The sequence below is a fragment of the Pseudomonas rosaeacicularis genome, assembly GCF_057128745.1.
Window position 1 is genome coordinate 202,843 of record NZ_JBSKHT010000014.1, and the last position, 22,047, is coordinate 224,889.

The 22,047-nt window shown below is 57.7% G+C and carries 19 protein-coding genes; 13 read left to right on the forward strand and 6 right to left on the reverse strand.

Annotation, left to right across the window (positions count from 1 at the left end):
- Window positions 1–19: 19 nt before the first annotated feature.
- The 4 genes from crcB to ftsK form a co-directional block, all read right to left on the reverse strand.
- A complete protein-coding gene (gene crcB, locus ACWKWM_RS19380; RefSeq protein ID WP_483847683.1) occupies window positions 20–394 on the reverse strand; it encodes a fluoride efflux transporter CrcB in 375 nt (124 codons plus the stop codon).
- On the reverse strand, window positions 394–1,716 hold the full coding sequence (locus ACWKWM_RS19385) for a replication-associated recombination protein A (protein WP_483847684.1): 1,323 nt from the start codon (window positions 1,714–1,716) through the stop codon (window positions 394–396). Before ACWKWM_RS19385 ends, crcB begins: the two co-directional genes overlap by 1 nt.
- Window positions 1,717–1,734: 18 nt before the next feature.
- Entirely contained in the window at window positions 1,735–2,358 is a 624-nt protein-coding gene (gene lolA / locus ACWKWM_RS19390; protein ID WP_483847685.1) for an outer membrane lipoprotein periplasmic chaperone LolA, read from the reverse strand.
- 76 nt (window positions 2,359–2,434) lie between these two features.
- Window positions 2,435–4,840 (reverse strand): DNA translocase FtsK, encoded by a 2,406-nt coding sequence (ftsK, locus tag ACWKWM_RS19395; protein ID WP_483847686.1) that lies wholly within the window; start codon window positions 4,838–4,840, stop codon window positions 2,435–2,437.
- A 461-nt stretch (window positions 4,841–5,301) separates the two neighbouring features.
- Here ftsK and aat point away from each other — a divergent pair, with 461 nt between their 5' ends.
- The 3 genes from aat (at window position 5,302) to infA (ending at window position 7,066) form a co-directional block, all read left to right on the forward strand.
- Entirely contained in the window at window positions 5,302–5,991 is a 690-nt protein-coding gene (gene aat, locus ACWKWM_RS19400) for a leucyl/phenylalanyl-tRNA--protein transferase (RefSeq protein ID WP_483847687.1), read from the forward strand.
- 48 nt (window positions 5,992–6,039) lie between these two features.
- On the forward strand, window positions 6,040–6,747 hold the full coding sequence (locus tag ACWKWM_RS19405; RefSeq protein WP_483847688.1) for an arginyltransferase: 708 nt from the start codon (window positions 6,040–6,042) through the stop codon (window positions 6,745–6,747).
- A gap of 100 nt (window positions 6,748–6,847) precedes the next feature.
- Entirely contained in the window at window positions 6,848–7,066 is a 219-nt protein-coding gene (gene infA, locus ACWKWM_RS19410; protein ID WP_002553999.1) for a translation initiation factor IF-1, read from the forward strand.
- Between the two features lie 292 nt (window positions 7,067–7,358).
- Here infA and clpA read toward each other — a convergent pair whose 3' ends face one another.
- Window positions 7,359–9,629, reverse strand: coding sequence for an ATP-dependent Clp protease ATP-binding subunit ClpA (gene clpA, locus ACWKWM_RS19415; RefSeq protein ID WP_483838732.1), 2,271 nt, complete (start codon window positions 9,627–9,629; stop codon window positions 7,359–7,361).
- Window positions 9,630–9,659: 30 nt separating this feature from the next.
- Window positions 9,660–10,022 carry an ATP-dependent Clp protease adapter ClpS gene (gene clpS, locus ACWKWM_RS19420; RefSeq protein ID WP_483838731.1) on the reverse strand — a complete coding sequence of 121 codons (363 nt, stop codon included), beginning with the start codon at window positions 10,020–10,022 and terminating at the stop codon, window positions 9,660–9,662.
- Between the two features lie 221 nt (window positions 10,023–10,243).
- Between clpS and cspD the strand changes: the two genes are divergently transcribed.
- The 10 genes from cspD (at window position 10,244) to aceA (ending at window position 21,901) form a co-directional block, all read left to right on the forward strand.
- A complete protein-coding gene (gene cspD / locus ACWKWM_RS19425) occupies window positions 10,244–10,513 on the forward strand; it encodes a cold shock domain-containing protein CspD (RefSeq protein ID WP_483847689.1) in 270 nt (89 codons plus the stop codon).
- A gap of 611 nt (window positions 10,514–11,124) precedes the next feature.
- Window positions 11,125–13,350: an NADP-dependent isocitrate dehydrogenase gene (locus ACWKWM_RS19430; protein WP_483847690.1), complete on the forward strand. Its 2,226-nt coding sequence runs from the start codon at window positions 11,125–11,127 to the stop codon at window positions 13,348–13,350.
- A 179-nt stretch (window positions 13,351–13,529) separates the two neighbouring features.
- Window positions 13,530–13,970, forward strand: coding sequence for an NUDIX hydrolase (locus ACWKWM_RS19435; protein WP_483847691.1), 441 nt, complete (start codon window positions 13,530–13,532; stop codon window positions 13,968–13,970).
- 71 nt (window positions 13,971–14,041) lie between these two features.
- Window positions 14,042–15,172, forward strand: coding sequence for a tRNA 2-thiouridine(34) synthase MnmA (mnmA, locus tag ACWKWM_RS19440; protein ID WP_483847692.1), 1,131 nt, complete (start codon window positions 14,042–14,044; stop codon window positions 15,170–15,172).
- Entirely contained in the window at window positions 15,172–15,792 is a 621-nt protein-coding gene (gene hflD, locus ACWKWM_RS19445; RefSeq protein WP_483847693.1) for a high frequency lysogenization protein HflD, read from the forward strand. The genes mnmA and hflD overlap by 1 nt, the downstream gene beginning before the upstream one ends.
- A gap of 132 nt (window positions 15,793–15,924) precedes the next feature.
- Window positions 15,925–17,295 carry an adenylosuccinate lyase gene (gene purB / locus ACWKWM_RS19450; protein ID WP_483847694.1) on the forward strand — a complete coding sequence of 457 codons (1,371 nt, stop codon included), beginning with the start codon at window positions 15,925–15,927 and terminating at the stop codon, window positions 17,293–17,295.
- Window positions 17,296–17,379: 84 nt separating this feature from the next.
- A complete protein-coding gene (locus ACWKWM_RS19455) occupies window positions 17,380–18,546 on the forward strand; it encodes a ribosomal protein uL16 3-hydroxylase (protein WP_483847695.1) in 1,167 nt (388 codons plus the stop codon).
- Window positions 18,539–18,964: a GNAT family N-acetyltransferase gene (locus ACWKWM_RS19460; RefSeq protein WP_483847696.1), complete on the forward strand. Its 426-nt coding sequence runs from the start codon at window positions 18,539–18,541 to the stop codon at window positions 18,962–18,964. Before ACWKWM_RS19455 ends, ACWKWM_RS19460 begins: the two co-directional genes overlap by 8 nt.
- 155 nt (window positions 18,965–19,119) lie before the next feature.
- Window positions 19,120–19,908: a secretin N-terminal domain-containing protein gene (locus ACWKWM_RS19465; RefSeq protein WP_483847697.1), complete on the forward strand. Its 789-nt coding sequence runs from the start codon at window positions 19,120–19,122 to the stop codon at window positions 19,906–19,908.
- A 667-nt stretch (window positions 19,909–20,575) separates the two neighbouring features.
- Window positions 20,576–21,901 carry an isocitrate lyase gene (aceA, locus tag ACWKWM_RS19470; protein WP_483838721.1) on the forward strand — a complete coding sequence of 442 codons (1,326 nt, stop codon included), beginning with the start codon at window positions 20,576–20,578 and terminating at the stop codon, window positions 21,899–21,901.
- Window positions 21,902–22,047 lie beyond the last annotated feature (146 nt).

Sequence of the window (22,047 nt, forward strand, 5' to 3'; positions counted from 1 at the left end):
CTCGTTGATTAAACGTTTATTAAATTCGGGTCAGGGACAGGCCAGCCCATGTCGCGAGCAGCCCACCCAGTACGCTGATCAGGGCATAGCCAATGGCAAGGGGTGCCTGACCGCTTTCCAGCAGACGAATCGTGTCCAGTGAAAAGGAAGAAAAAGTCGTCAGGCCGCCTAAAAACCCGACCATCAAGCCTGCGCGAATCTCGATAGGCACTTCCGGGCGGATCAGAAACAGCCCGTACAGCACGCCGATCAACAGGCAGCCGACGATATTAACGGCCAGTGTGGCCGTATAGAAGTAACGCGGCCAGTTGGCAACCACCAGATTGCCAGTGGCAAAGCGCAATAATGTACCAGCCACGCCGCCGATGGACACAGCAACAATCAATGGAATCACTACTTTCTCCGCTTGCGAGGGCTGGCGCTGTCCAGCGCGGCCAGATGTCTGAGTTTTTCGCCGATCTTTAATTCAAGGCCGCGGGGCACCGGCTGGTAATACTGACGCGGCTCCAGCTCGTCCGGGAAGTAGTCTTCGCCGGCCGCATACGCATCGGGTTCGTCGTGGGCATAACGGTATTCTTCGCCGTAACCCAACTGCTTCATGAGTTTGGTCGGCGCATTGCGCAAGTGCAGCGGGACTTCCAGCGAGCCGTGCTCGGTGGCCTCGCGCATCGCCATTTTGAAGCCCATGTACACCGCGTTGCTTTTCGGCGCACAAGCCAGATAAACAATCGCCTGCGCCACCGCGAGCTCCCCTTCCGGACTGCCGAGACGTTCCTGCACATCCCACGCCGACATACACAATGGCAACGCGCGCGGGTCGGCATTGCCGATGTCTTCACTGGCCATGCGCACCACGCGGCGGGCCAGGTACAGCGGATCACAGCCGCCATCGATCATCCGCGCGAACCAGTACAGCGCGGCGTCGGGATTGGAACCGCGAATCGATTTGTGCAGCGCGGAAATCTGATCGTAGAACGCTTCACCGCCTTTATCGAAACGCCGACGACTGTCGCCCAGCAGACTTTGCAACAGCTCGACGTCGATCTCGCTGTTGTCTTCGGCCAGATCAGAGGCGTTTTCCAGCAGGTTGAGCAGGCGGCGGCCGTCACCGTCAGCGGCGGCCAACAGGATCTTGAAACCTTCATCGCCCAGGCTCAGGTGATGCTTGCCCAGACCGCGCTCTTCAGTGAGGGCACGGTCCACCAACTTGCGCAGGGCGACTTCATCAAGGCTTTTGAGTACGTAGACACGGGCCCGGGACAGCAGCGCGTTGTTCAGCTCGAAAGAAGGGTTTTCGGTGGTGGCGCCGATGAAGATCAGCGTGCCGTCTTCAACGTAGGGCAGAAACGCATCCTGCTGCGACTTGTTGAAACGGTGCACTTCGTCGACGAACAGGATCGTGCGGCGACCGTATTGTCCGGCCTGCTGCTTGGCGGTTTCAACGGCCTGACGGATCTCTTTGACCCCTGCCAGCACCGCCGAGACTGTTTCAAAGTGAGCGTCCGAGACTTTCGCCAGAAGCCTTGCCAGCGTGGTTTTACCCACGCCCGGCGGCCCCCAGAAAATCATCGAATGCAGCACGCCTTGCTCCAGCGCCTCACGCAGAGGTTTGCCGTGAGCGAGCAAATGCTGCTGACCGACGTACTCATCCAGATTGGTCGCACGCAAGCGGGCGGCCAAGGGTTGAGCGATCGGTTCACTGCTGAACAGGTCCATTGACGTACGCCGAGCCTCTTATTCCTGAATGACGTCAGCGCCCTTCGGGATCTGGAACTGGAATTTGCTCGCGGCCACAGGCTCGTTGGCCTTGACGCCGGTAAACAGGATATTGGTGCGCTGTCCGACGCTGTCGACCAGTTGCATGTCGTTGATCAGGCCGTTACGGAACGACAGGCGCAGGCTGTCGAACAGCGTGTCCTTGGATTTGGGCTTGAGCACGAAATCAATCACGCCGCCCGCCTCCTTGGCGGTGATGTCGAAGCTTTCGTTGATCTTCGACACGTCACCCGACAGCAACAGCGCCGGCGTCTGGGTCAGACGCTGGTCGAGGGTCTTGATCGTGACCTGCTCCAGATCCGGGTCCCACAGCGAAACTTTCTTGCCGTCGGACACCATCAACTGCTCTTGCGGCGCGTCGGTGTGCCAGTTGAACAGGCCAGGGCGCTGCAAGGTCATTTCGCCGGAGGTTTCCTGCAGTTGCGTGCCGCCGCCATCGAGGGTCAGCTGTGAAAAGCGCCCGGTCAGGGTTTTCGAGGTTTCGAGCAGTTGTGTCAGACGCGCGACGTCCTTGCTGTCGGCATGGGCCGAGACAGCGGAGAAAGCCAGTGCAGATACCAACAACATGCGGATAAGGCGCATGGGAGTCCTCTTTGATTCAGTTCAAGGCTGACGATGCGCTGCGCACCGCCAGGTCAATAGGACGCGGTGCTGACAATCAGTCACGCATCGGGGCTGGCGCAATCACTTCACGCGAACCGTTGGTGTTCATTGAAGTCACGACCCCCGCCATCTCCATCGCTTCGATCATGCGAGCAGCGCGGTTGTAGCCAATCTTGAGTTTGCGCTGAACCGCAGAGATCGACGCGCGGCGGCTTTCAAGGACGAATTTGACTGCCTCGTCGTACAGCGCATCACTTTCGCTGTCATCGCCGTCGCCACCACCGCTGCCGCCATCAAAGCCACTGCCGGGCTCTTCAACGCCCGCCAGAATGTCTTCGTTGTAATCAGGAGTGCCGCGCAGTTTCCAGGCTTCCACCACACGGTGAACTTCGTCATCGGAAACGAACGCGCCGTGAACCCGAATCGGCAAGCTGGTGCCCGGAGGCATGTAAAGCATGTCACCGTGGCCGAGCAATTGTTCAGCGCCACCCTGGTCGATGATGGTCCGGGAGTCGATCTTGCTCGACACCTGGAACGCCATGCGCGTCGGAATGTTCGCCTTGATCAGACCGGTGATCACGTCAACCGACGGACGCTGGGTGGCGAGGATCAAGTGGATACCCGCAGCACGAGCCTTCTGCGCGATACGCGCAATCAGTTCTTCAACCTTCTTGCCGACGATCATCATCATGTCGGCAAACTCATCGACCACCACAACGATGGTGGGCAATTTCACCAGCAGTGGCGCTTCATCGTGAATGCTTTCGCGCTTGTAAAGCGGATCCACCAATGGAGTACCGGCGTCCTGGGCGTCCTTGACCTTCTGATTGAAGCCGGACAGGTTACGCACGCCCATTTTCGCCATCAGCTTATATCGACGTTCCATTTCAGCCACGGACCAGCGCAGTGCGTTGGCGGCGTCCTTCATGTCGGTCACGACCGGGCACAGCAAATGCGGGATGCCTTCGTAAATCGACAGCTCAAGCATTTTCGGGTCGATCATGATCAGCTTGGCGTCTTCCGGGCCGGACTTGAACAGGATCGACAGGATCATCGCGTTCACACCCACCGACTTACCGGAACCGGTCGTACCGGCCACCAGCAGGTGCGGCATCTTCGCAAGATCGGTGATGACTGGCTTGCCGCCGATGTCGTGACCCAGCGCCAGCGTGACCGGGGATTTAGCGTCGTCATATTCCGGTGTCGACAACACTTCGGAGAAGCGCACGATCTGCCGGTCTTCGTTGGGGATTTCGATACCGACTGTGGTCTTGCCAGGAATGACTTCAACCACACGCACGCTGGTCACAGCGAGCGAACGGGCCAAATCTTTTGCCAGATTGGAAATACGACTGACCTTGACGCCCGCAGCCGGCTGGATCTCGTAACGGGTAATGACAGGGCCAGGATGGATCGAGTCCACCGAGACTTCCACGCCGAATTCCTTGAGCTTGATTTCCAGCAAGTGCCCGACCGCAGCCAGGGACTCAGGCGAATAATTAAGCTGCTTCTTTTCTGCCGGATCAAGAATCGAAATCGGCGGCAAGGTGCCTTCCACAGCACTGTCGACGAACAACGGCGCTTGCTTCTCTTTCTGCACACGCTTGCTCGGCTCTGGCGCCTTGGCCGGTGCAGGAGCAATGACTGCAGGAATGTGCTTTTCACGAGCGGTCATGTGCTGGGTGAGCGCTTGTTCACGCTCGATCAGACGTTCTTTGGCCTTGGCCTGCTCACGACGATCCGGGGCGATCGGGGCTACGACTTCATCGACTCGCGCGTCGACTTCGCGCAGTTGCGCCAGCATTTCCTTGCGTTCGTTGCGCGCGCTCCACCAGCGGTTCATCGAGCCGGAAAACAACTCGAACAAGTCCAGGGTGATCTTGCCAGTGGTGTCCATAACCTTGAACCACGACAGGTCGGCGAATACCGTCAGCCCGAACAGGAACAACGCGATGAACAACAGCGTACTGCCCTGGATATTCAGCGCGCGCTTGGCCAGATCCCCAAGCACTTCGCCCAGCACGCCACCCGCAGAACCCGGCAGACCGGCGGCAGAATGGAAATGGATATGGGCCAGCGCGGCGCCGGAAAGAATCAGGAACACCAGACCGATCATGCGCCAGGAAAACAGCCAGCCGCTCCACTGCCAAGGCTCGTGGCGCTGACGAAATACCTGATAGGCCTTGACGGCCAACAGCAGCGGGAAGATGTAGGCGAAGTAGCCGAGCACCATGAACAGGATGTCGGCGGAAAATGCGCCCGCGCGGCCGGCAGCGTTTTGTACCTGGAGGGAACTGCTGGTGTGACTCCAGCCCGGGTCGGCCTGATCGTAGGTCAACAGGGCCATCATCAGGTACAGGCACAGGGCGCCAAAGGCAATCAGCGCACCTTCCTTGAGCCGGTAGTGCAAATGCTGCCGCCAAAGCGGAACGGGACTGGGTGCTACGTTGGATTTCTTCAAAACGCTTCAATTCCTGCGCGCTAGCGCGAACATCTGATGATTGACTATGAACGACTGCATTGACGAAGTAACGCTGACCGATCCGGCCAGCCACGAGAGGTCAACAATGTTGAACCCACGCTCGACAGGTGACTTGAAATGAGGTTAAACAACGTCGCACATTGTACGGATTTGCACGCCGCGTGCCACGTTAGTCTGGCTTGCACTACGCAGATGTTCAAGCACAGGCGGGACCGGGTAATTTGAGCATGCATTCTCTTTGCTGACAAAGGCTTATGACGGGTTTATCTCAAGGTGACGCAACTGATCGACAAACGCTGCTTTGGCACAGGTGATGAACTGCTGACTCGACACCTAATGGCCACCATTTGCTACACCGGACAACCGCGTGTGACCGCGTTACCGGCACGGAGTTGCAAACTGACCTCTACCGCCCTCCCCTCTCGTAAGGTCTGGATGTCATGCTGACCTGGTTACAACGCAATAAGCTCGAATTCCCGCCACTGGAAAAGGCCATGCGCGAGCCCAACGGATTGCTCGCGGCTGGCGGCGATCTGTCGCCTGACCGACTGATCCAGGCCTATCGACATGGTTGTTTTCCTTGGTTTCAGGAGGGTCAGCCGATCCTTTGGTGGTCGCCGGATCCACGCACGGTACTGTTGCCCGATGAACTTCACGTGTCCAAAAGTCTCAGCAAATTGCTGCGTCAACAACGCTATCAAGTGACCTTCGATCAGGATTTCAGCGCGGTGATTCAGGCCTGCGCAGCGCCGCGCAGTTACGCTGATGGCACCTGGATAACAGACTCTATGCAGGCGGCCTATCTGCAACTGCATCAGCGCGGCCTGGCCCATAGCGTTGAAGTCTGGGACGGCGAGGTGTTAGTCGGCGGGCTCTATGGGCTGGCGATGGGGCAGCTGTTCTTCGGCGAATCGATGTTCAGCCGCGCTGACAATGCGTCCAAGGTCGGCTTCGCAACGTTGGTTGAGCACCTCGATGCATGGGGTTTTGTGCTCATTGACTGCCAGATGCCGACTACGCACCTGCAAAGCCTGGGCGCGCGCTCGATTCCTCGCTCAACGTTTGCCGATTACTTGCGCCAGCACCTCGATCAGAGCAATTGTGCCGACTGGCTGCCTAGGCGAGTTTGACTCGCCTGACATACACTCTTACCAAAGCTTTTTTCTCGAGGGTTGATCATGACAGAGCTGGCGCGGCTTAAGTTTTATGCCACTCAACCCCATTCCTGTAGCTACCTGCCCGAGGAGCAGGCCACCACGCTGTTCCTCGACCCCAGCCAGCCGATGGACGTGCAGGTATACGCCGACCTTTCGGACATGGGTTTCCGCCGTAGCGGCGATCATCTCTATCGCCCGCACTGCCAGAATTGCAGCGCATGCGTGCCGGCCCGCATTCCCGTGGGACTGTTCGAGCCTGACCGTCAGCAAAAGCGCATCTTCAAGCGAAACGCGGATCTTGAAGTAACCAGTACCAAGCCGCATTTCAGCGAAGAGTATTTCGACCTCTACAAGCGTTATATCGAACAGCGGCATGCCGACGGCGATATGTTTCCGCCCAGCCGCGATCAATTTTCGACGTTTCTGGTGCGCGACCTGCCGTTTTCTCGTTTCTATGAATTCCGTGTAGACGGACGACTGCTCGCGGTAGCCGTTACCGACCTGCTGCCCAACGGTCTTTCCGCGGTTTATACCTTTTATGAACCGGCCGAAGAACGCCGCAGCCTGGGGCGATACGCGATTCTGTGGCAGATCGCTGAAGCGGCGCGAATGGAATTACATGCGGTGTATCTGGGTTACTGGATAAAAAACTGCAAAAAGATGAATTACAAGACGCAATACAGGCCCATTGAGCTGTTGACTAACCAAAGATGGGTCACTCTTTACTAAGCCCTTGGCTTAACCCTCAGTTTTCGGGCACAATGCAGCCCGCTTTTGCCTGGCTGCCAGTTGCACCGGGCCATTCATTGGATACCGAGGGCTTTACTGCATGTCGAAAGAAGACAGCTTCGAAATGGAAGGCACTGTCGTCGACACCCTGCCCAACACCATGTTTCGTGTGGAGTTGGAAAACGGGCACGTCGTAACCGCGCATATCTCCGGCAAGATGCGCAAGAACTACATTCGTATTCTTACCGGTGACAAGGTGCGTGTTGAGCTGACGCCCTACGACTTGAGCAAAGGGCGCATCACATACCGCGCCCGTTAAGCAGGTCTTAACAAAAACGCCCGGCCTATGCCGGGCGTTTTTGTGTGCGTGCGATTTGTAGGCCATCCTCTGTTGGAGCGAGGCTTGCCCGCGAAGTTGACCCCTCGGTTGATCTGACGCTCCGCGTTGTTAGTTTCGCGGGCAAGCCTCGCTCCAACAGGATCAGCATTTGCTGGGCGACGGCTCGACGGCTCAACGACAGGAACCTTCCTACAGGAAGTGGGTGCTTTCAAGGGTAGGCACTGAGCAAAAAGGCGCCAATCGGCGCCTTTTGCTTTAGTGCGGTGAAGCGTCAGGCAAGCTCTGCCGTGGTCTCGAAATCAAAGGTGATTTCGCCGTCTTTCAGGTCGATGTGTACAACACCGCCATGTTCGGCCAATTCGCCAAAAAGGATTTCTTCAGCCAGAGGACGCTTGATCTTGTCCTGGATCAGACGCGCCATTGGGCGAGCGCCCATTTGCGCATCATAGCCACCTTCTGCCAGCCAACCGCGTGCAGCATCGGTCACTTCCAGCAGCACACGCTTGTCTTCCAGTTGCGCCTGAAGTTCGGTGAGGAACTTGTCCACCACGCTTTTGATGACCTCATGGCTGAGGCGACCAAACTGAATGATGGTGTCCAGACGGTTCCGGAATTCCGGCGTGAAGCTCTTCTTGATCACTTCCATCGCATCAGAGGAGTGATCCTGATGGGTGAAACCGATCGAAGCACGCGCGGCCGTTTCAGCACCGGCGTTGGTGGTCATGATCACGATGACATTGCGGAAATCCGCTTTGCGACCGTTGTTGTCGGTGAGGGTCCCGTGGTCCATGACCTGCAGCAGCAGGTTGAAGACTTCTGGGTGCGCCTTTTCGATCTCATCGAGCAACAACACGCAGTGCGGCTGCTTGGTGATGGCTTCGGTCAACAGACCGCCCTGATCGAAACCGACATAACCTGGTGGCGCACCGATCAGACGCGACACGGTGTGACGCTCCATGTACTCGGACATGTCGAAACGCAACAGCTCGACACCCAGCGCCTTGGCCAACTGACGAGCCGCTTCGGTCTTGCCGACCCCGGTAGGCCCGGCGAACAGGAACGAACCGACCGGCTTATCCGGCGACTTGAGGCCCGCACGGGACAGCTTGATTGCCGTTGCCAGCGAGTCGATCGCAGCATCCTGACCAAATACGGTGAGCTTGAGATCGCGCTCCAGATTACGCAGCAGCTCTTTGTCCGAGCTGTTGACGTGTTTTGGCGGAATACGCGCGATCTTGGCGACAATGTCTTCAACTTGAGGGACTTCGATGCGCTTGACACGCTTCTCGACCGGTTGCAGACGTTGATAGGCACCGGCCTCATCGATCACGTCGATAGCCTTGTCCGGCATGTGCCGGTCATTGATATAGCGCGATGCCAGTTCAGCCGCCGCACGCAGTGCCTCGTCGCTGTACTCGATGTTGTGGTGCTGCTCGAAACGCCCTTTCAGGCCACGCAGAATGCTGATGGTGTCTTCCACCGAAGGCTCGGACACATCGACTTTCTGGAAACGACGGGCCAGTGCACGGTCTTTTTCGAAGATCCCGCGAAATTCCTGGAACGTGGTAGAGCCGATGCAGCGAATATCGCCTGACGACAACAAGGGCTTGAGCAGGTTGGAAGCATCCATAACCCCACCCGACGCAGCGCCTGCGCCGATGATGGTGTGAATTTCATCGATGAACAGGATCGCGTGAGGCCGTTTTTTCAGCTCGCCAAGCAACGCCTTGAAGCGCTTCTCGAAATCGCCGCGGTATTTGGTGCCCGCCAGCAACGCGCCGAGATCCAGCGAATACACGACACTGTTCATCAGCAGGTCAGGGACCTGATTGTCGACGATGCGTTTGGCCAGCCCTTCAGCGATGGCGGTCTTGCCCACGCCAGCTTCACCCACCAGCAACGGGTTGTTCTTGCGGCGACGCGCGAGGATCTGAGCGACACGCTCGACTTCAAGCTCGCGGCCCACCAACGGATCGATGCGGCCTTGACGGGCCAATTCATTCAGGTTGCTGGCATAGGCATCCAGAGGATTGCCCGAAGAAGAAGACTCACCGCCCTCATCGTCCTGCATATCTTGCTCACCTTCAGAATGATCGCCGTTGCCCGGCACCTTGGAAATGCCATGAGCGATGTAATTGACCACATCGATTCGGGCGACGCTCTGCTGTTTGAGCAGAAACACTGCCTGGCTTTCCTGTTCACTGAAAATTGCGACAAGTACATTGGCACCGGTGACTTCACGCTTGCCGGAGCTTTGTACGTGAAAGACTGCTCGTTGCAGGACGCGCTGGAAGCCCAGGGTTGGCTGGGTTTCACGATCCTCGTCATGGACGGGGATCAGCGGTGTGGTGGAGTCAATGAACTCCTGCAGGTCATGCTTGAGTTTATCGAGGTTTGCGCCGCAGGCACGCAGTACGGTGGCTGCAGCTTCGTTGTCCAATAAAGCCAACAGAAGGTGTTCCACGGTCATGAACTCATGACGTTTGGAACGGGCCTCCTTGAAAGCCAGATTGAGTGTGACTTCGAGCTCACGGTTTAACATAGCTTCACCTCATACCCAAGTGTCCGGCGTTTAACCGTCCTTCTCGATCTCACAGAGTAGCGGATGCTGGCTTTCCCTGGCGTATTGGTTCACCTGCATTGCCTTGGTCTCGGCGATGTCGCGGGTAAACAATCCACAAACTGCCCGTCCCTCTGTATGGACGGCCAGCATGACCTTGGTCGCCAGCTCACGATTCAGGTTGAAAAAGACCTCGAGGACTTCAACAACGAAATCCATCGGCGTGTAATCGTCGTTGAACAAAACCACCTTGTACATCGGTGGCACCTGCAAAATCGGCTTGGCATCCTGAACCGCGACGCCTGCCGCTTCATCCTCATGGGATTGCGGATCATCCTGATTGAATGTTAGTCGAATCTTGCTGATTGCATGCATGGAAAGAAAGGTTCGTTAGGGGGCGAATTGAAATAGTGCGTCGCAGTCTGACCGGTTTTCAAATGGATCGCCGCATGACCTTGACTATCGGCTAAACGGTGTTACAAACAATAGAACCCACATTGGGTAAAAAGGGTCCGCGCAGTCAACCAAAATTTTTTAGGTCCGGCGGATGAGGTGGATGATACTCCCAACGGAGTCCTTTGCAGAGGGATGTGACTATGGCAAGCGGTAAAGTCAAATGGTTCAACAATGCCAAGGGTTATGGGTTCATCGTTGAGGATGGGAAAACAGAGGATTTGTTCGCCCACTACTCGGCTATCAAGATGGACGGCTACAAAACGTTGAAGGCAGGCCAGCCGGTCAAGTTCGACATTATCCAGGGTCCTAAAGGGTTGCATGCGGTAGATATTGCTTCTGCAACCGAATCGGTAACCCCAGCAGTGAATCAGGAGCCGCACACGCAAGTGCAGCAAAGAGATCACGCCTGAGCCGGACCGTTCAAGCGCGAGACCTGAAAAGCCGGTCAGTACACACCTCGGACTGACCGGCTTTTTTTTGCCTGCAAATCGCCTTCGTGGCAAATCAGAACCGCTTTCAAACCTCAGGCTGCTGCCTTGCGCTTCCTGAGGGGCATTCCAGCGTGCGCGGTCGGGTAGTGTCACGCCCATAAAGACGGCGAACCGCATGCGCCTTTAGTCGAAAACCGACTTGAGATTCACTTGCTCAGTTGCGCCTTACAAACCTGCGACACCTTGCCGCAGGGCGCGCAACGCGTGGGCTGAGGGAATTTTCGGGACTTCGGCGCAGCGACCAATGGCGCCAAACCCACTCCCACGACCCTACGGCGTTCACACTACCCTCCTATTAATGCTGGGGACCGGTGGTATACTGCGGCCGGTGACCACTGGGTCATCGGGGGCCAAGCCATCTCACACGAGACTTTGACCCCGAGACAGAACCTGTTGACGCTCGACTGATACATCCCATATCACGCGACGAAATTCTCGACTTTCGGCTCATCGATACCTTGGGCGAAAGTGCCTACCCTGCGCATCTCGAAATTTTGTGTACGCTCAGCAAAGAAGAGAGTTATCCCGAAATGCCCAACCGTTCGAAGATCATCTATACCTTCACCGACGAAGCGCCTGCCCTCGCCACCTATTCACTCCTGCCTATCATCGAAGCCTTCACTTCCTCTGCTGATATCTCTGTTGAAACTCGCGACATCTCCCTCGCCGCCCGTATTCTGGCCAGCTTTCCCGAGCGCCTGGGTGACAAGAAAGTGTCCGACGATCTGGCAGAGCTTGGCGCGCTGGCGACTACGCCTGAAGCCAACATCATCAAGTTGCCGAACATCAGTGCCTCGGTTCCGCAGTTGAAAGCGGCGATCAAGGAGCTGCAGGACAAGGGCTACGACGTCCCCAACTACCCGGACGAAGAGATCACCGACGCTGACAAGGCTGCCAGGGCTGGCTACGACAAAGTGAAAGGCAGTGCCGTGAACCCGGTACTGCGTGAAGGTAACTCTGATCGTCGCGCCCCGCTTTCGGTGAAGAACTACGCTCGCAAGCACCCGCACAAGATGGGCGCCTGGAGTGCAGACTCCCAATCCCATGTCTCGCACATGGACAATGGCGACTTCTACGGCAGCGAAAAATCCTCGCTGATCGCAGCAGACGGCGCAGTGAAGATCGAACTGGTTGGCAAGAACGGCACTACCACGGTCCTGAAGGAAAAAACTTCGGTACTGGCCGGTGAAGTGATCGACTGCGCCACCCTGAGCAAGAAAGCCCTGCGTGCTTTCGTTGCCAAAGAGATCGAAGACGCCAAGAAGCTGGGCGTATTGTTCTCCGTGCACCTCAAAGCCACCATGATGAAGGTTTCCGACCCGATCATGTTCGGCGAAATCGTTGCCGAGTACTATCAGGACGCGCTGAACAAGCACGCCGACGTACTGAAAGAAATCGGCTTCAACCTGAACAACGGCATTGGCGATCTGTACTCGCGCATCAAGTCGTTGCCAGCTGACAAGCAAGCCGAGATCGAAGCAGACCTGCAAGCGGTCTACGCGACCCGCCCTCCTCTGGCGATGGTCAACTCGGACAAAGGCATCACCAACCTGCACGTACCGAGCGACGTGATCGTCGACGCCTCGATGCCAGCGATGATTCGTGATTCCGGCAAAATGTGGAACACCGAAGGCGTCCTGCAAGACACTAAGGCTCTGATCCCCGATCGTTGCTACGCGACCATCTATCAGGCCGTCATCGAAGACTGCAAGAAAAACGGCGCCTTCGATCCGACCACCATGGGCAGCGTGCCGAACGTCGGCCTGATGGCGCAGAAAGCCGAAGAGTACGGTTCGCACAACAAGACCTTCCAGATCGACACCGATGGCGTTGTCCGCGTAACGGACGACAAAGGCGCTGTGCTGATGGAACAGGTTGTTGAAGCCGGCGACATCTGGCGCATGTGCCAGACCAAAGACGCGCCGATCCAGGACTGGGTAAAGCTCGCCGTCAACCGTGCCCGCGCCAGCAACACTCCGGCCATTTTCTGGCTGGACCCTGAGCGCGCCCACGATGCCGTGATGATCAGCAAGGTCGAAAAATACCTGAAGGATTACGACACCAGCGGTCTGGACATCACCATCAAGTCGCCAGTCGATGCGATGAAAGTGTCCCTGGAGCGCATTCGCGTTGGCAGGGACACCATTTCGGTGACCGGCAACGTGCTGCGCGACTACCTGACTGACCTGTTCCCGATCATGGAACTGGGCACCAGCGCCAAGATGCTGTCGATCGTTCCGCTGATGAATGGCGGCGGTTTGTTTGAAACTGGCGCGGGCGGTTCGGCACCCAAGCACGTTCAGCAGTTGGTTGAAGAGAACTTCCTGCGCTGGGATTCGCTCGGTGAGTTCCTGGCACTGGCAGCCTCTCTGGAGCACTTGGGCACGATCTACAACAACCCGAAAGCGCTGGTACTGGCGACTGCCCTGGACAAGGCCACTGGCCAATTCCTGGACAACAACAAGTCTCCATCGCGCAAAGTCGGCGGCATCGACAACCGCGGCAGTCACTTCTACCTGGCCATGTACTGGGCTCAGGCGCTGGCTGCGCAGACCGAAGATACCGCGTTGCAAGCGCAGTTCACTCAGTTGGCAAAAACTCTGGCTGACAACGAAGCGACTATCGTCGAAGAGTTGAACTCGGTGCAGGGTAAGCCACTGGACATCGGCGGCTACTACTTCGCCACGCCAGAACTGGCTAGCAAGGCAATGCGTCCAAGCAAAACCCTGAACGAGGCGATCGACGCGCTCAAGTAAGGTTTGCTGGATCGCAACTAAAAGCCCCGGCCCAGTGCCGGGGTTTTTTATTGATGTTGGAGCGAGGCTTGCCCGCGAAGCTAACGATGAGGTAGCGAAACTGATTGACCGCGCCGCTGGCTTCGCGGGCAAGCCTCGCTCCAACAAAGCGCCCCTGTCCGCCTTCGGGAGATTGCCACATGGATTTCAAACCCCACATCACCGTCGCCACCATCGTCGAAGACAACGGCCGCTTCCTGTTCGTCGAAGAACAGAAAAGCGGCAAGCTGGTGCTCAATCAACCGGCCGGTCATCTGGACCCCGATGAAACCCTGCGTGACGCCGCGATCCGCGAAACCCTGGAGGAAACCGGTTGGGACGTTGAACTCACCGGTGTCGTGGGCATTTACCTGTACACGGCCCCCAGCAACAGCGTGACCTATCAACGAGTCTGCTTCACGGCCAAAACCGTCAAGCATCATCCTGAGCGCACGCTGGACACTGGCATCGTCGGCGCCCCGTGGATGACCCGCGATGAACTGGCGAGCCAACCCGAGCGCTGGCGCAGCGAACTGGTATTGCGTTGCATCGACGAATACCTTGCCGGGCCGATTCACAGCCTGGAGGTCATACGTGACTGAACAGCTTTTTCGCCTTGGCGCCGACTCCCTGCTAGAATCGCGTCCTTTTCCAAGTCACCCAATGAATTCCTATGTCTGATTCAGCCTTTTCCCCTACAGAAAAGAAGCGCGTCATTGTCGGCATGTCCGGCGGCGTGGATTCTTCAGTTTCCGCCCTCCTGCTCATGGAGCAGGGCTATGAGGTGGAAGGCCTGTTCATGAAGAACTGGGAAGAAGACGACGGAACGGAATACTGCACCGCCATGGACGACCTGGCAGACGCCCAGGCCGTGTGCGACCGCATTGGCATCAAACTGCACACGGTCAATTTCGCCTCGGAATACTGGGACAACGTCTTCGAGCACTTTCTCGAAGAGTACAAAGCCGGCCGCACGCCGAACCCGGACATCCTGTGTAACCGCGAAATCAAATTCAAAGCCTTCCTTGATTATGCCTTCATGCTCGGCGCCGATCTGATCGCCACCGGCCATTATGTGCGTCGCCGTGATATCGACGGGCGCACCGAACTGCTCAAGGGCCTGGACCCGAACAAGGACCAGAGCTACTTCCTGCACGCGGTCGGCGGCGAGCAAATCGCCAAGACGCTGTTCCCGGTGGGCGAGCTGGAAAAACCGCAGGTGCGCGCCATCGCCGAGAAGTACGAGCTGGCGACGGCGAAGAAGAAAGACTCAACCGGCATCTGCTTCATCGGCGAGCGTCGCTTCACCGACTTCCTCAAGCAGTATCTTCCCGCGCAGCCCGGCGAAATCAAGACCACCGAAGGCGAAGTCATTGGCCGCCATGCGGGCCTGATGTACCACACCATCGGCCAGCGTCAGGGCCTGGGCATCGGCGGATTGAAAGACGCAGGCGATGAGCCATGGTACGTGTTGGTCAAGGACCTGGAGCACAACGAGCTGATCGTCGGCCAGGGCAACGAACACCCTTGGCTGTTCTCCCGCGCCCTGCTCGCTTCGGAAATCTACTGGGTCAATGAAATTGATCTCACCACCCCGCGCCAACTGACCGCCAAAGTGCGTTATCGCCAGGGCGACCAGCAATGCACCCTTGAACGCACCGCCACCGGTTACCGCGCCACGTTCGACGAACCGCAACGCGCCGTTACGCCGGGCCAATCGGTTGTCTTCTATGATGGCGAGATCTGTCTGGGCGGCGGCGTCATTGAAACTGCCGAACCCTGGCACAGCAAGGATGGGCATTGATGAGTCCGCTTCAAGAGCAACTGGTGGCATTGGGCGGTGTGTTTCAGGCGGCGGTGCTGGTCGATCGCATCGCCAAGACCGGGCAGGCCGGTGAAGCCGCCGTTGGCTGTATGCTCGGCAGCCTGTTGGTGCTGGACCCCAAGGACACGCTTGAGGTCTACGGCGGTGACGACCTGAACCTGCGCGAAGGCTATCGCGCCCTCGCCAGTGCCCTTGAAAGAGACCCTGGCACCCTGCAGCGCGAACCTTTGCGTTACGCATTGTCGATGCTCGGCCTGGAGCGTCAGTTGTCCAAGCGCGACGACATGCTGGAGGTCATCGGCAAACGCCTGCCGCAAATCAAATCCCAGGTTGAACACTTCGGCATCGCCCATGAGAACGTGATTGCGGCCACCGGCGCGCTGTATCAGGACACTCTGAGCACTCTGCGCCAGCGGATTCAGGTCCACGGCGATATGCGCAATCTGCAACAACCAAACAATGCATCGAAGATCCGCGCGCTGTTGCTGGCCGGTATTCGCTCCGCTCGTCTTTGGCGACAAGTGGGCGGTCATCGCTGGCAGCTGGTCGTCAGCCGTCGCAAGTTATTGAAAGAACTGTACCCGTTGATGCACGGCTGATTTATTTCAGGCCATCCACCACCCAATTTTCATGCACTGCGCGATCTACGTCGACGAGTCCAAGTCGGCTCGGCGAATTTTTAATGTATGATACGCGCCCCTTTTCGTTGCCCGACTGTCCGAGAACACCCCATGCAGCTTTCTTCGCTCACTGCGGTTTCCCCTGTAGACGGCCGCTACGCCGGCAAAACCCAGGCCCTGCGCCCTATTTTCAGCGAATACGGCCTGATCCGTTTTCGTGCCCTGGTAGAAGTTCGCTGGCTCCAACGCCTGGCGGCTCACCCGCAAATCCCTGAAGTCCCGGCCTTTTCCGCCGAAGCCAACGCAATCCTCGACGCGCTGGCCGATGACTTCGCCCTCGAACACGCCGAGCGCGTGAAAGAGATCGAACGCACCACTAACCACGACGTGAAAGCGATCGAATACCTGCTCAAGGAGCAGGCGGCCAAATTGCCGGAGTTGGCCAAAGTCAGTGAATTCATCCACTTTGCCTGCACCAGCGAGGACATCAACAACCTGTCCCACGCGCTGATGCTGCGCGAAGGCCGCGACACCGTGCTGCTGCCGCTGATGCGCCAGATCGCCGAATCCATTCGCGAGCTGGCAATCCGTTTCGCTGCAGTGCCGATGCTGTCGCGCACCCACGGCCAGCCGGCCTCTCCGACTACCTTGGGCAAGGAACTGGCAAACGTTGTTTACCGTCTGGAGCGCCAGATCGCTCAAGTCGCCGCCGTTCCGCTGCTGGGCAAGATCAACGGTGCTGTCGGTAACTACAACGCGCACCTGTCGGCTTATTCGGACATCGACTGGGAAGCCAACGCCCGCGCGTTTATCGAAGACGAACTGGGTCTGGGTTTCAACCCGTACACCACACAGATCGAGCCGCACGACTATATCGCCGAGCTGTTCGATGCGATCGCGCGTTACAACACGATCCTGATCGACTTCGACCGTGACATCTGGGGCTACATCTCCCTGGGTTATTTCAAGCAGCGCACCATCGCGGGCGAAATCGGTTCATCGACCATGCCGCACAAGGTCAACCCGATCGACTTCGAAAACTCCGAAGGCAACCTTGGCATCGCCAATGCGCTGTTCCAGCATCTGGCGAGCAAGCTGCCGATCTCCCGCTGGCAGCGTGACCTGACGGACTCCACCGTGCTGCGCAACCTCGGTGTGGGCTTTGCTCACAGCGTGATTGCCTACGAAGCGAGCCTCAAGGGCATTAGCAAGCTGGAGCTCAACGAGCAGAAGATCGCCGCGGATCTGGACGCCTGCTGGGAAGTCCTGGCTGAGCCGATCCAGACCGTCATGCGTCGCTACAACATCGAAAACCCGTACGAAAAACTGAAAGAACTGACCCGCGGCAAGGGCATCGGCCCTGAAGCGCTGCAGACTTTCATCGACGGCCTCGACATGCCTGCTGCCGCCAAGGCCGAACTGAAAAAGCTCACACCGGCCAATTACATTGGCAATGCCGTGGCCCAGGCAAAGCGCATCTGACCACAGCACCTGCGCTCTGAACGCCCGGCTGAGCCGGGCGTTTTTATTTCATTCAGAAAAATACATTTTTTCAATAGGTTACACATGAATCCTGATATTCCTCTTCAGCTCCTTGGCGGCATTAGCGCACGCGTTTTCCTGCGCGATTACTGGCAGAAAAAACCCCTGCTGATCCGTCAGGCGATCCCGGACTTTCAAAACCCGATCGACGCCGACGAGCTGGCTGGCCTGGCCCTCGAAGAAGAAGTCGAGTCGCGTCTGGTCATCGAGAACGGCGAGCGCCCGTGGGAACTGCGTCGCGGCCCCTTCGCCGAAGATGAGTTCAGCAAACTGCCGGAACGCGAATGGACCCTGCTGGTGCAGGCCGTTGATCAGTTCGTGCCGGAAGTCAGCGAGCTGCTGGAAAACTTTCGCTTCCTGCCGAGCTGGCGCATCGACGACGTGATGATCAGCTTCGCCACGCCGGGTGGCAGCGTCGGCCCGCATTTCGACAACTACGATGTGTTCCTGCTGCAAGGCCAAGGCAAACGCCACTGGCAGATCGGTCAGATGTGCGACGGTGAAACGCCGCTGCTCGAACACGCTGATCTGCGCATTCTGTCTGACTTCCAGGCCACTGAAGAGTGGACGCTGGAGCCGGGCGACATGCTGTATCTGCCGCCGCGTCTGGCCCACTGCGGCGTTGCCGTTGACGACTGCATGACCTACTCGGTGGGTTTCCGCGCGCCAAGCGCCGCTGAAGTGCTGACGCATTTCACCGACTTCCTCAGCCAGTTCATTCCTGACGAAGAGCGTTACACCGACGCCGACGCGCAGCCGGTCAGTGATCCGAATCAAATCCAGCACGACGCGCTGGATCGCCTCAAGGCGTTGCTCGCCGAACACATGAGCGATGAGCGCCTGCTGCTGACCTGGTTCGGCCAGTTCATGACCGAGCCGCGTTATCCGGAATTGGTCGTCGGACCGGAACTGGAAGAAGCCGAACTGCTGGACAGCCTGGAACAGGGCGCCGTGCTGATTCGCAACCCGAGCGCACGTCTGGCGTGGTCTGAGGTTGACGATGATCTGCTGCTGTTCGCCAGCGGTCAGAGCCGTCTGTTGCCAGGTAGCCTGCGCGAATTGCTCAAGCTGATCTGCGCCGCCGACTCGCTGCACAGCGATAACCTCGGCCCTTGGCTGGCAGACGAAAACGGACGCGACCTGGTGTGTGAACTGGTCAAACAAGGAAGTCTGGGATTTGCCGATGAATAGCATCCGCGTACGCAAGGCCGATTGGCACAAGAACAATGCCGACATCCGGCGCATCCGAGAAGCCGTGTTCGTCGCAGAACAATCGATCCCGCCAGAACTTGAGTGGGACGCGGAAGACGCCAGTGCCCAGCATTTTCTGGCTTACGAAGGCGACTTTCCCATCGGCACTGTGCGTTTGCTGCCAGACGGAGAGATTGGTCGTCTGTCGGTGCTAAAGGACTGGCGCGGGCTGAATGTCGGCGACGCCTTGCTCAATGCAGCCATCGAGCAGGCCGAGCAACGGGACCTCAAGCAACAGAAACTCAGTGCTCAGGTGTATGCCACCGCATTCTACGAGCGCTTTGGCTTCACCGTGGTCAGCGACGAGTTCCTCGAAGCGGGTTTGGCCCACGTTGATATGGTCCGCCATTCAAAATAAGTCGAGCGTTGCTTGACCCTGAACGCCCCGGGTTGCAGCTGACTATGCTGGAACTGTTGGGGCGTTTTGCCGTCTGCCATTCAACTTGGCTCTGTCGGGGCCGACACCCTGTCACACTCAACGCTTTGCTGCGCCCCATCGCGGAGATCACAGAAATGTCGTTACGCCCCCTGCTCGCTTCCCTGCTGTTGGCGTGTAGTTTTGCTGCCGCTGCTGCCACTGAAGTCCTCCCGCTAAACTACCGCACCAGCGATGATCTGTTGCCCACAGTCAAATCGATGCTGGGCAATGAAGGCACCGTCAGCGCGTATGGCAACAAGCTGATCATCAATGCTGAGCCGGACAAGATCAGCGAAATTCGTGACTTGCTGGGCCAACTGGACACTGCGCCTAAACGGCTACTGATCAGCGTCGATACCAGCGACAGTAGCAATCAGAGCAATTCGGGTTACTCGGTGAACGGCCAGGTGGTCGCGCAGAATGGCCAGGTCAGCGGGCGCAACCAGACGCGGATCATCAACTACGGATCCACCAGCCGTGACGGTGGCGTGCAGCAAGTGCAGGCCAACGAAGGGACACCGGCGTTGATACAGGTTGGGCAAAGCGTACCCATCACCACCACTCAAACCGATGGCTACGGCTATCCGCAGAGCAACACCCAATACCGCAATGTCACCCAAGGGTTTTACGTGACCGCCAGTATTACCGGTGACATCGTGCATCTGAGCATCAGCACCAATCGTGATCGCATGAGTCAGGAACGACCGGACGCGATCAAGGTGCAGAGCACGGACACTCAAGTCAGTGGCCGATTGGGTGAGTGGATCACCTTGGCCGGCACCAGCGATCAATCGCGGGCTGATGAGCAAGGGGTGATTCGTCGCTACTCCACTCAAGGGCGTGAGGACATGACCTTGCGGGTCAAGGTCGATAGCCTGGATTGATGACGCTTTTTTCTCTGTAGGAGCGAACTTGTTCGCGAAGCGGTGTCATCGGGTGCAACCGGCCTGACGTCTCGCGAAGAAGTTCGCTCCTACAGGGAGCCGTGTTCGCCGTGCAATGGCAAAGTGTCGAATATCCCTCGCAATACCAACACCAATCGGACCAAAACTGACTGATGAGTCGTATTAGACCAAATATGTAGTGCCTGTAAAAAAGCACTACAAAACGTTTGACGAGTCTGAACCGACGAGGCATGATTGCCTCGCTCCCGCTAATCAGAGGTTTGCACAAAGCCTCCGGATCGACGCTCTAACCCACCCAACTTGAGCCGTTTCGTGTCTGTATCGCCCACAAGGCAGTTTGATGAGATTGCGACTGGAACGAGGTTGTCCTGAGGGACGGAAGCGTTATTGGTCGACTGGTGAAACAGTTTGAGATCTGCACTACACGGCATCCACGAGCCAGCGTATGCAGTTTCAGCTCACCCTTCTCGCCGCACTCTTCCCTCCCCTGAACCCTTCGCCCCTGTTGCCATCGCGTCCAATGCAGGCTTGATCACCCCTGATCAGCGAGCAGCCACAGACGTGCCATGCAGAATCGGCCGTGATGTGGTGGAGCAAGGAGCTTTCCCTCAAGACTCACCAAGACCTATGCGACGAGGTTTACCCCATGGCACAGACACGCGAACAACAAATTGCAGCCATCGAGAAAGACTGGGCCGAGAACCCGCGCTGGAAAGGCGTGACTCGCACTTATTCGGCTGCTGACGTCGTCCGCCTGCGCGGTTCGGTTCAACCCGAACACACTTTCGCAAAACTGGGCGCTGATAAACTCTGGAACCTGGTCACGCAGGGCGCCAAGCCATCGTTCCGTCCGGACAAGGATTTCGTCAACTGCATGGGTGCCCTCACTGGCGGCCAGGCTGTACAGCAAGTAAAAGCAGGCATTCAGGCGATCTACTTGTCTGGCTGGCAGGTGGCGGCGGACAACAACTCGGCAGAGTCGATGTACCCGGACCAGTCGCTGTACCCGGTTGACTCGGTGCCGACCGTGGTCAAGCGCATCAACAACTCGTTCCGCCGCGCTGACCAGATTCAGTGGAAAGCTGGCAAGAACCCAGGGGATGAAGGCTACATCGATTACTTCGCCCCGATCGTGGCTGACGCGGAAGCCGGTTTTGGTGGCGTACTGAACGCCTACGAGCTGATGAAAAGCATGATCGAAGCAGGGGCTGCTGGCGTGCATTTCGAGGACCAACTGGCGTCTGTAAAAAAATGCGGTCACATGGGCGGCAAGGTATTGGTGCCTACTCAGGAAGCAGTGCAGAAGCTGGTCGCTGCTCGCTTGGCGGCTGACGTTGCTGGCGTTCCGACGATTATTCTGGCGCGAACTGACGCCAACGCGGCCGATCTGCTCACCTCCGATTGCGATCCGTATGACCAGCCGTTTGTAACAGGCACTCGCACTGCCGAAGGCTTCTATAAGGTACGTGCAGGTCTGGATCAGGCAATCGCCCGCGGCCTGGCTTACGCGCCGTACGCCGATCTGATCTGGTGCGAAACCGCCAAGCCGGATCTGGACGAAGCGCGTCGTTTTGCTGAAGCGATCAAAAAGGAATACCCGGACCAATTGCTGTCTTACAACTGCTCGCCGTCCTTCAACTGGAAGAAGAATCTGGACGACGCGACCATCGCCAAATTCCAGCGCGAGCTGTCGGCGATGGGCTACAAACATCAGTTCATTACCTTGGCGGGCATCCACAACATGTGGCACAGCATGTTCAACCTGGCGCACGACTACGCCCGCAACGACATGACCGCCTACGTGAAACTTCAAGAGCAAGAGTTCGCTGACGCGGCGAAGGGCTACACCTTCGTGGCTCACCAGCAGGAAGTGGGCACCGGCTACTTCGACGACGTCACCACCGTGATCCAGGGTGGCAAGTCCTCCGTCACCGCGCTGACCGGCTCCACCGAAGAAGAGCAATTCCACTAAGCATCAGGAAACCGCTCGGCAATAGGCCGCCCTCAGAGGCGGCCTTTTTTGGGCCTCAATTTTTGCTTTTGTAATTGGATGGACTCGCCCAAGCCGAGGCGTCTGTGCGCCACGGTGGCATTCTTATGGAAGCCAACGAACAGCGA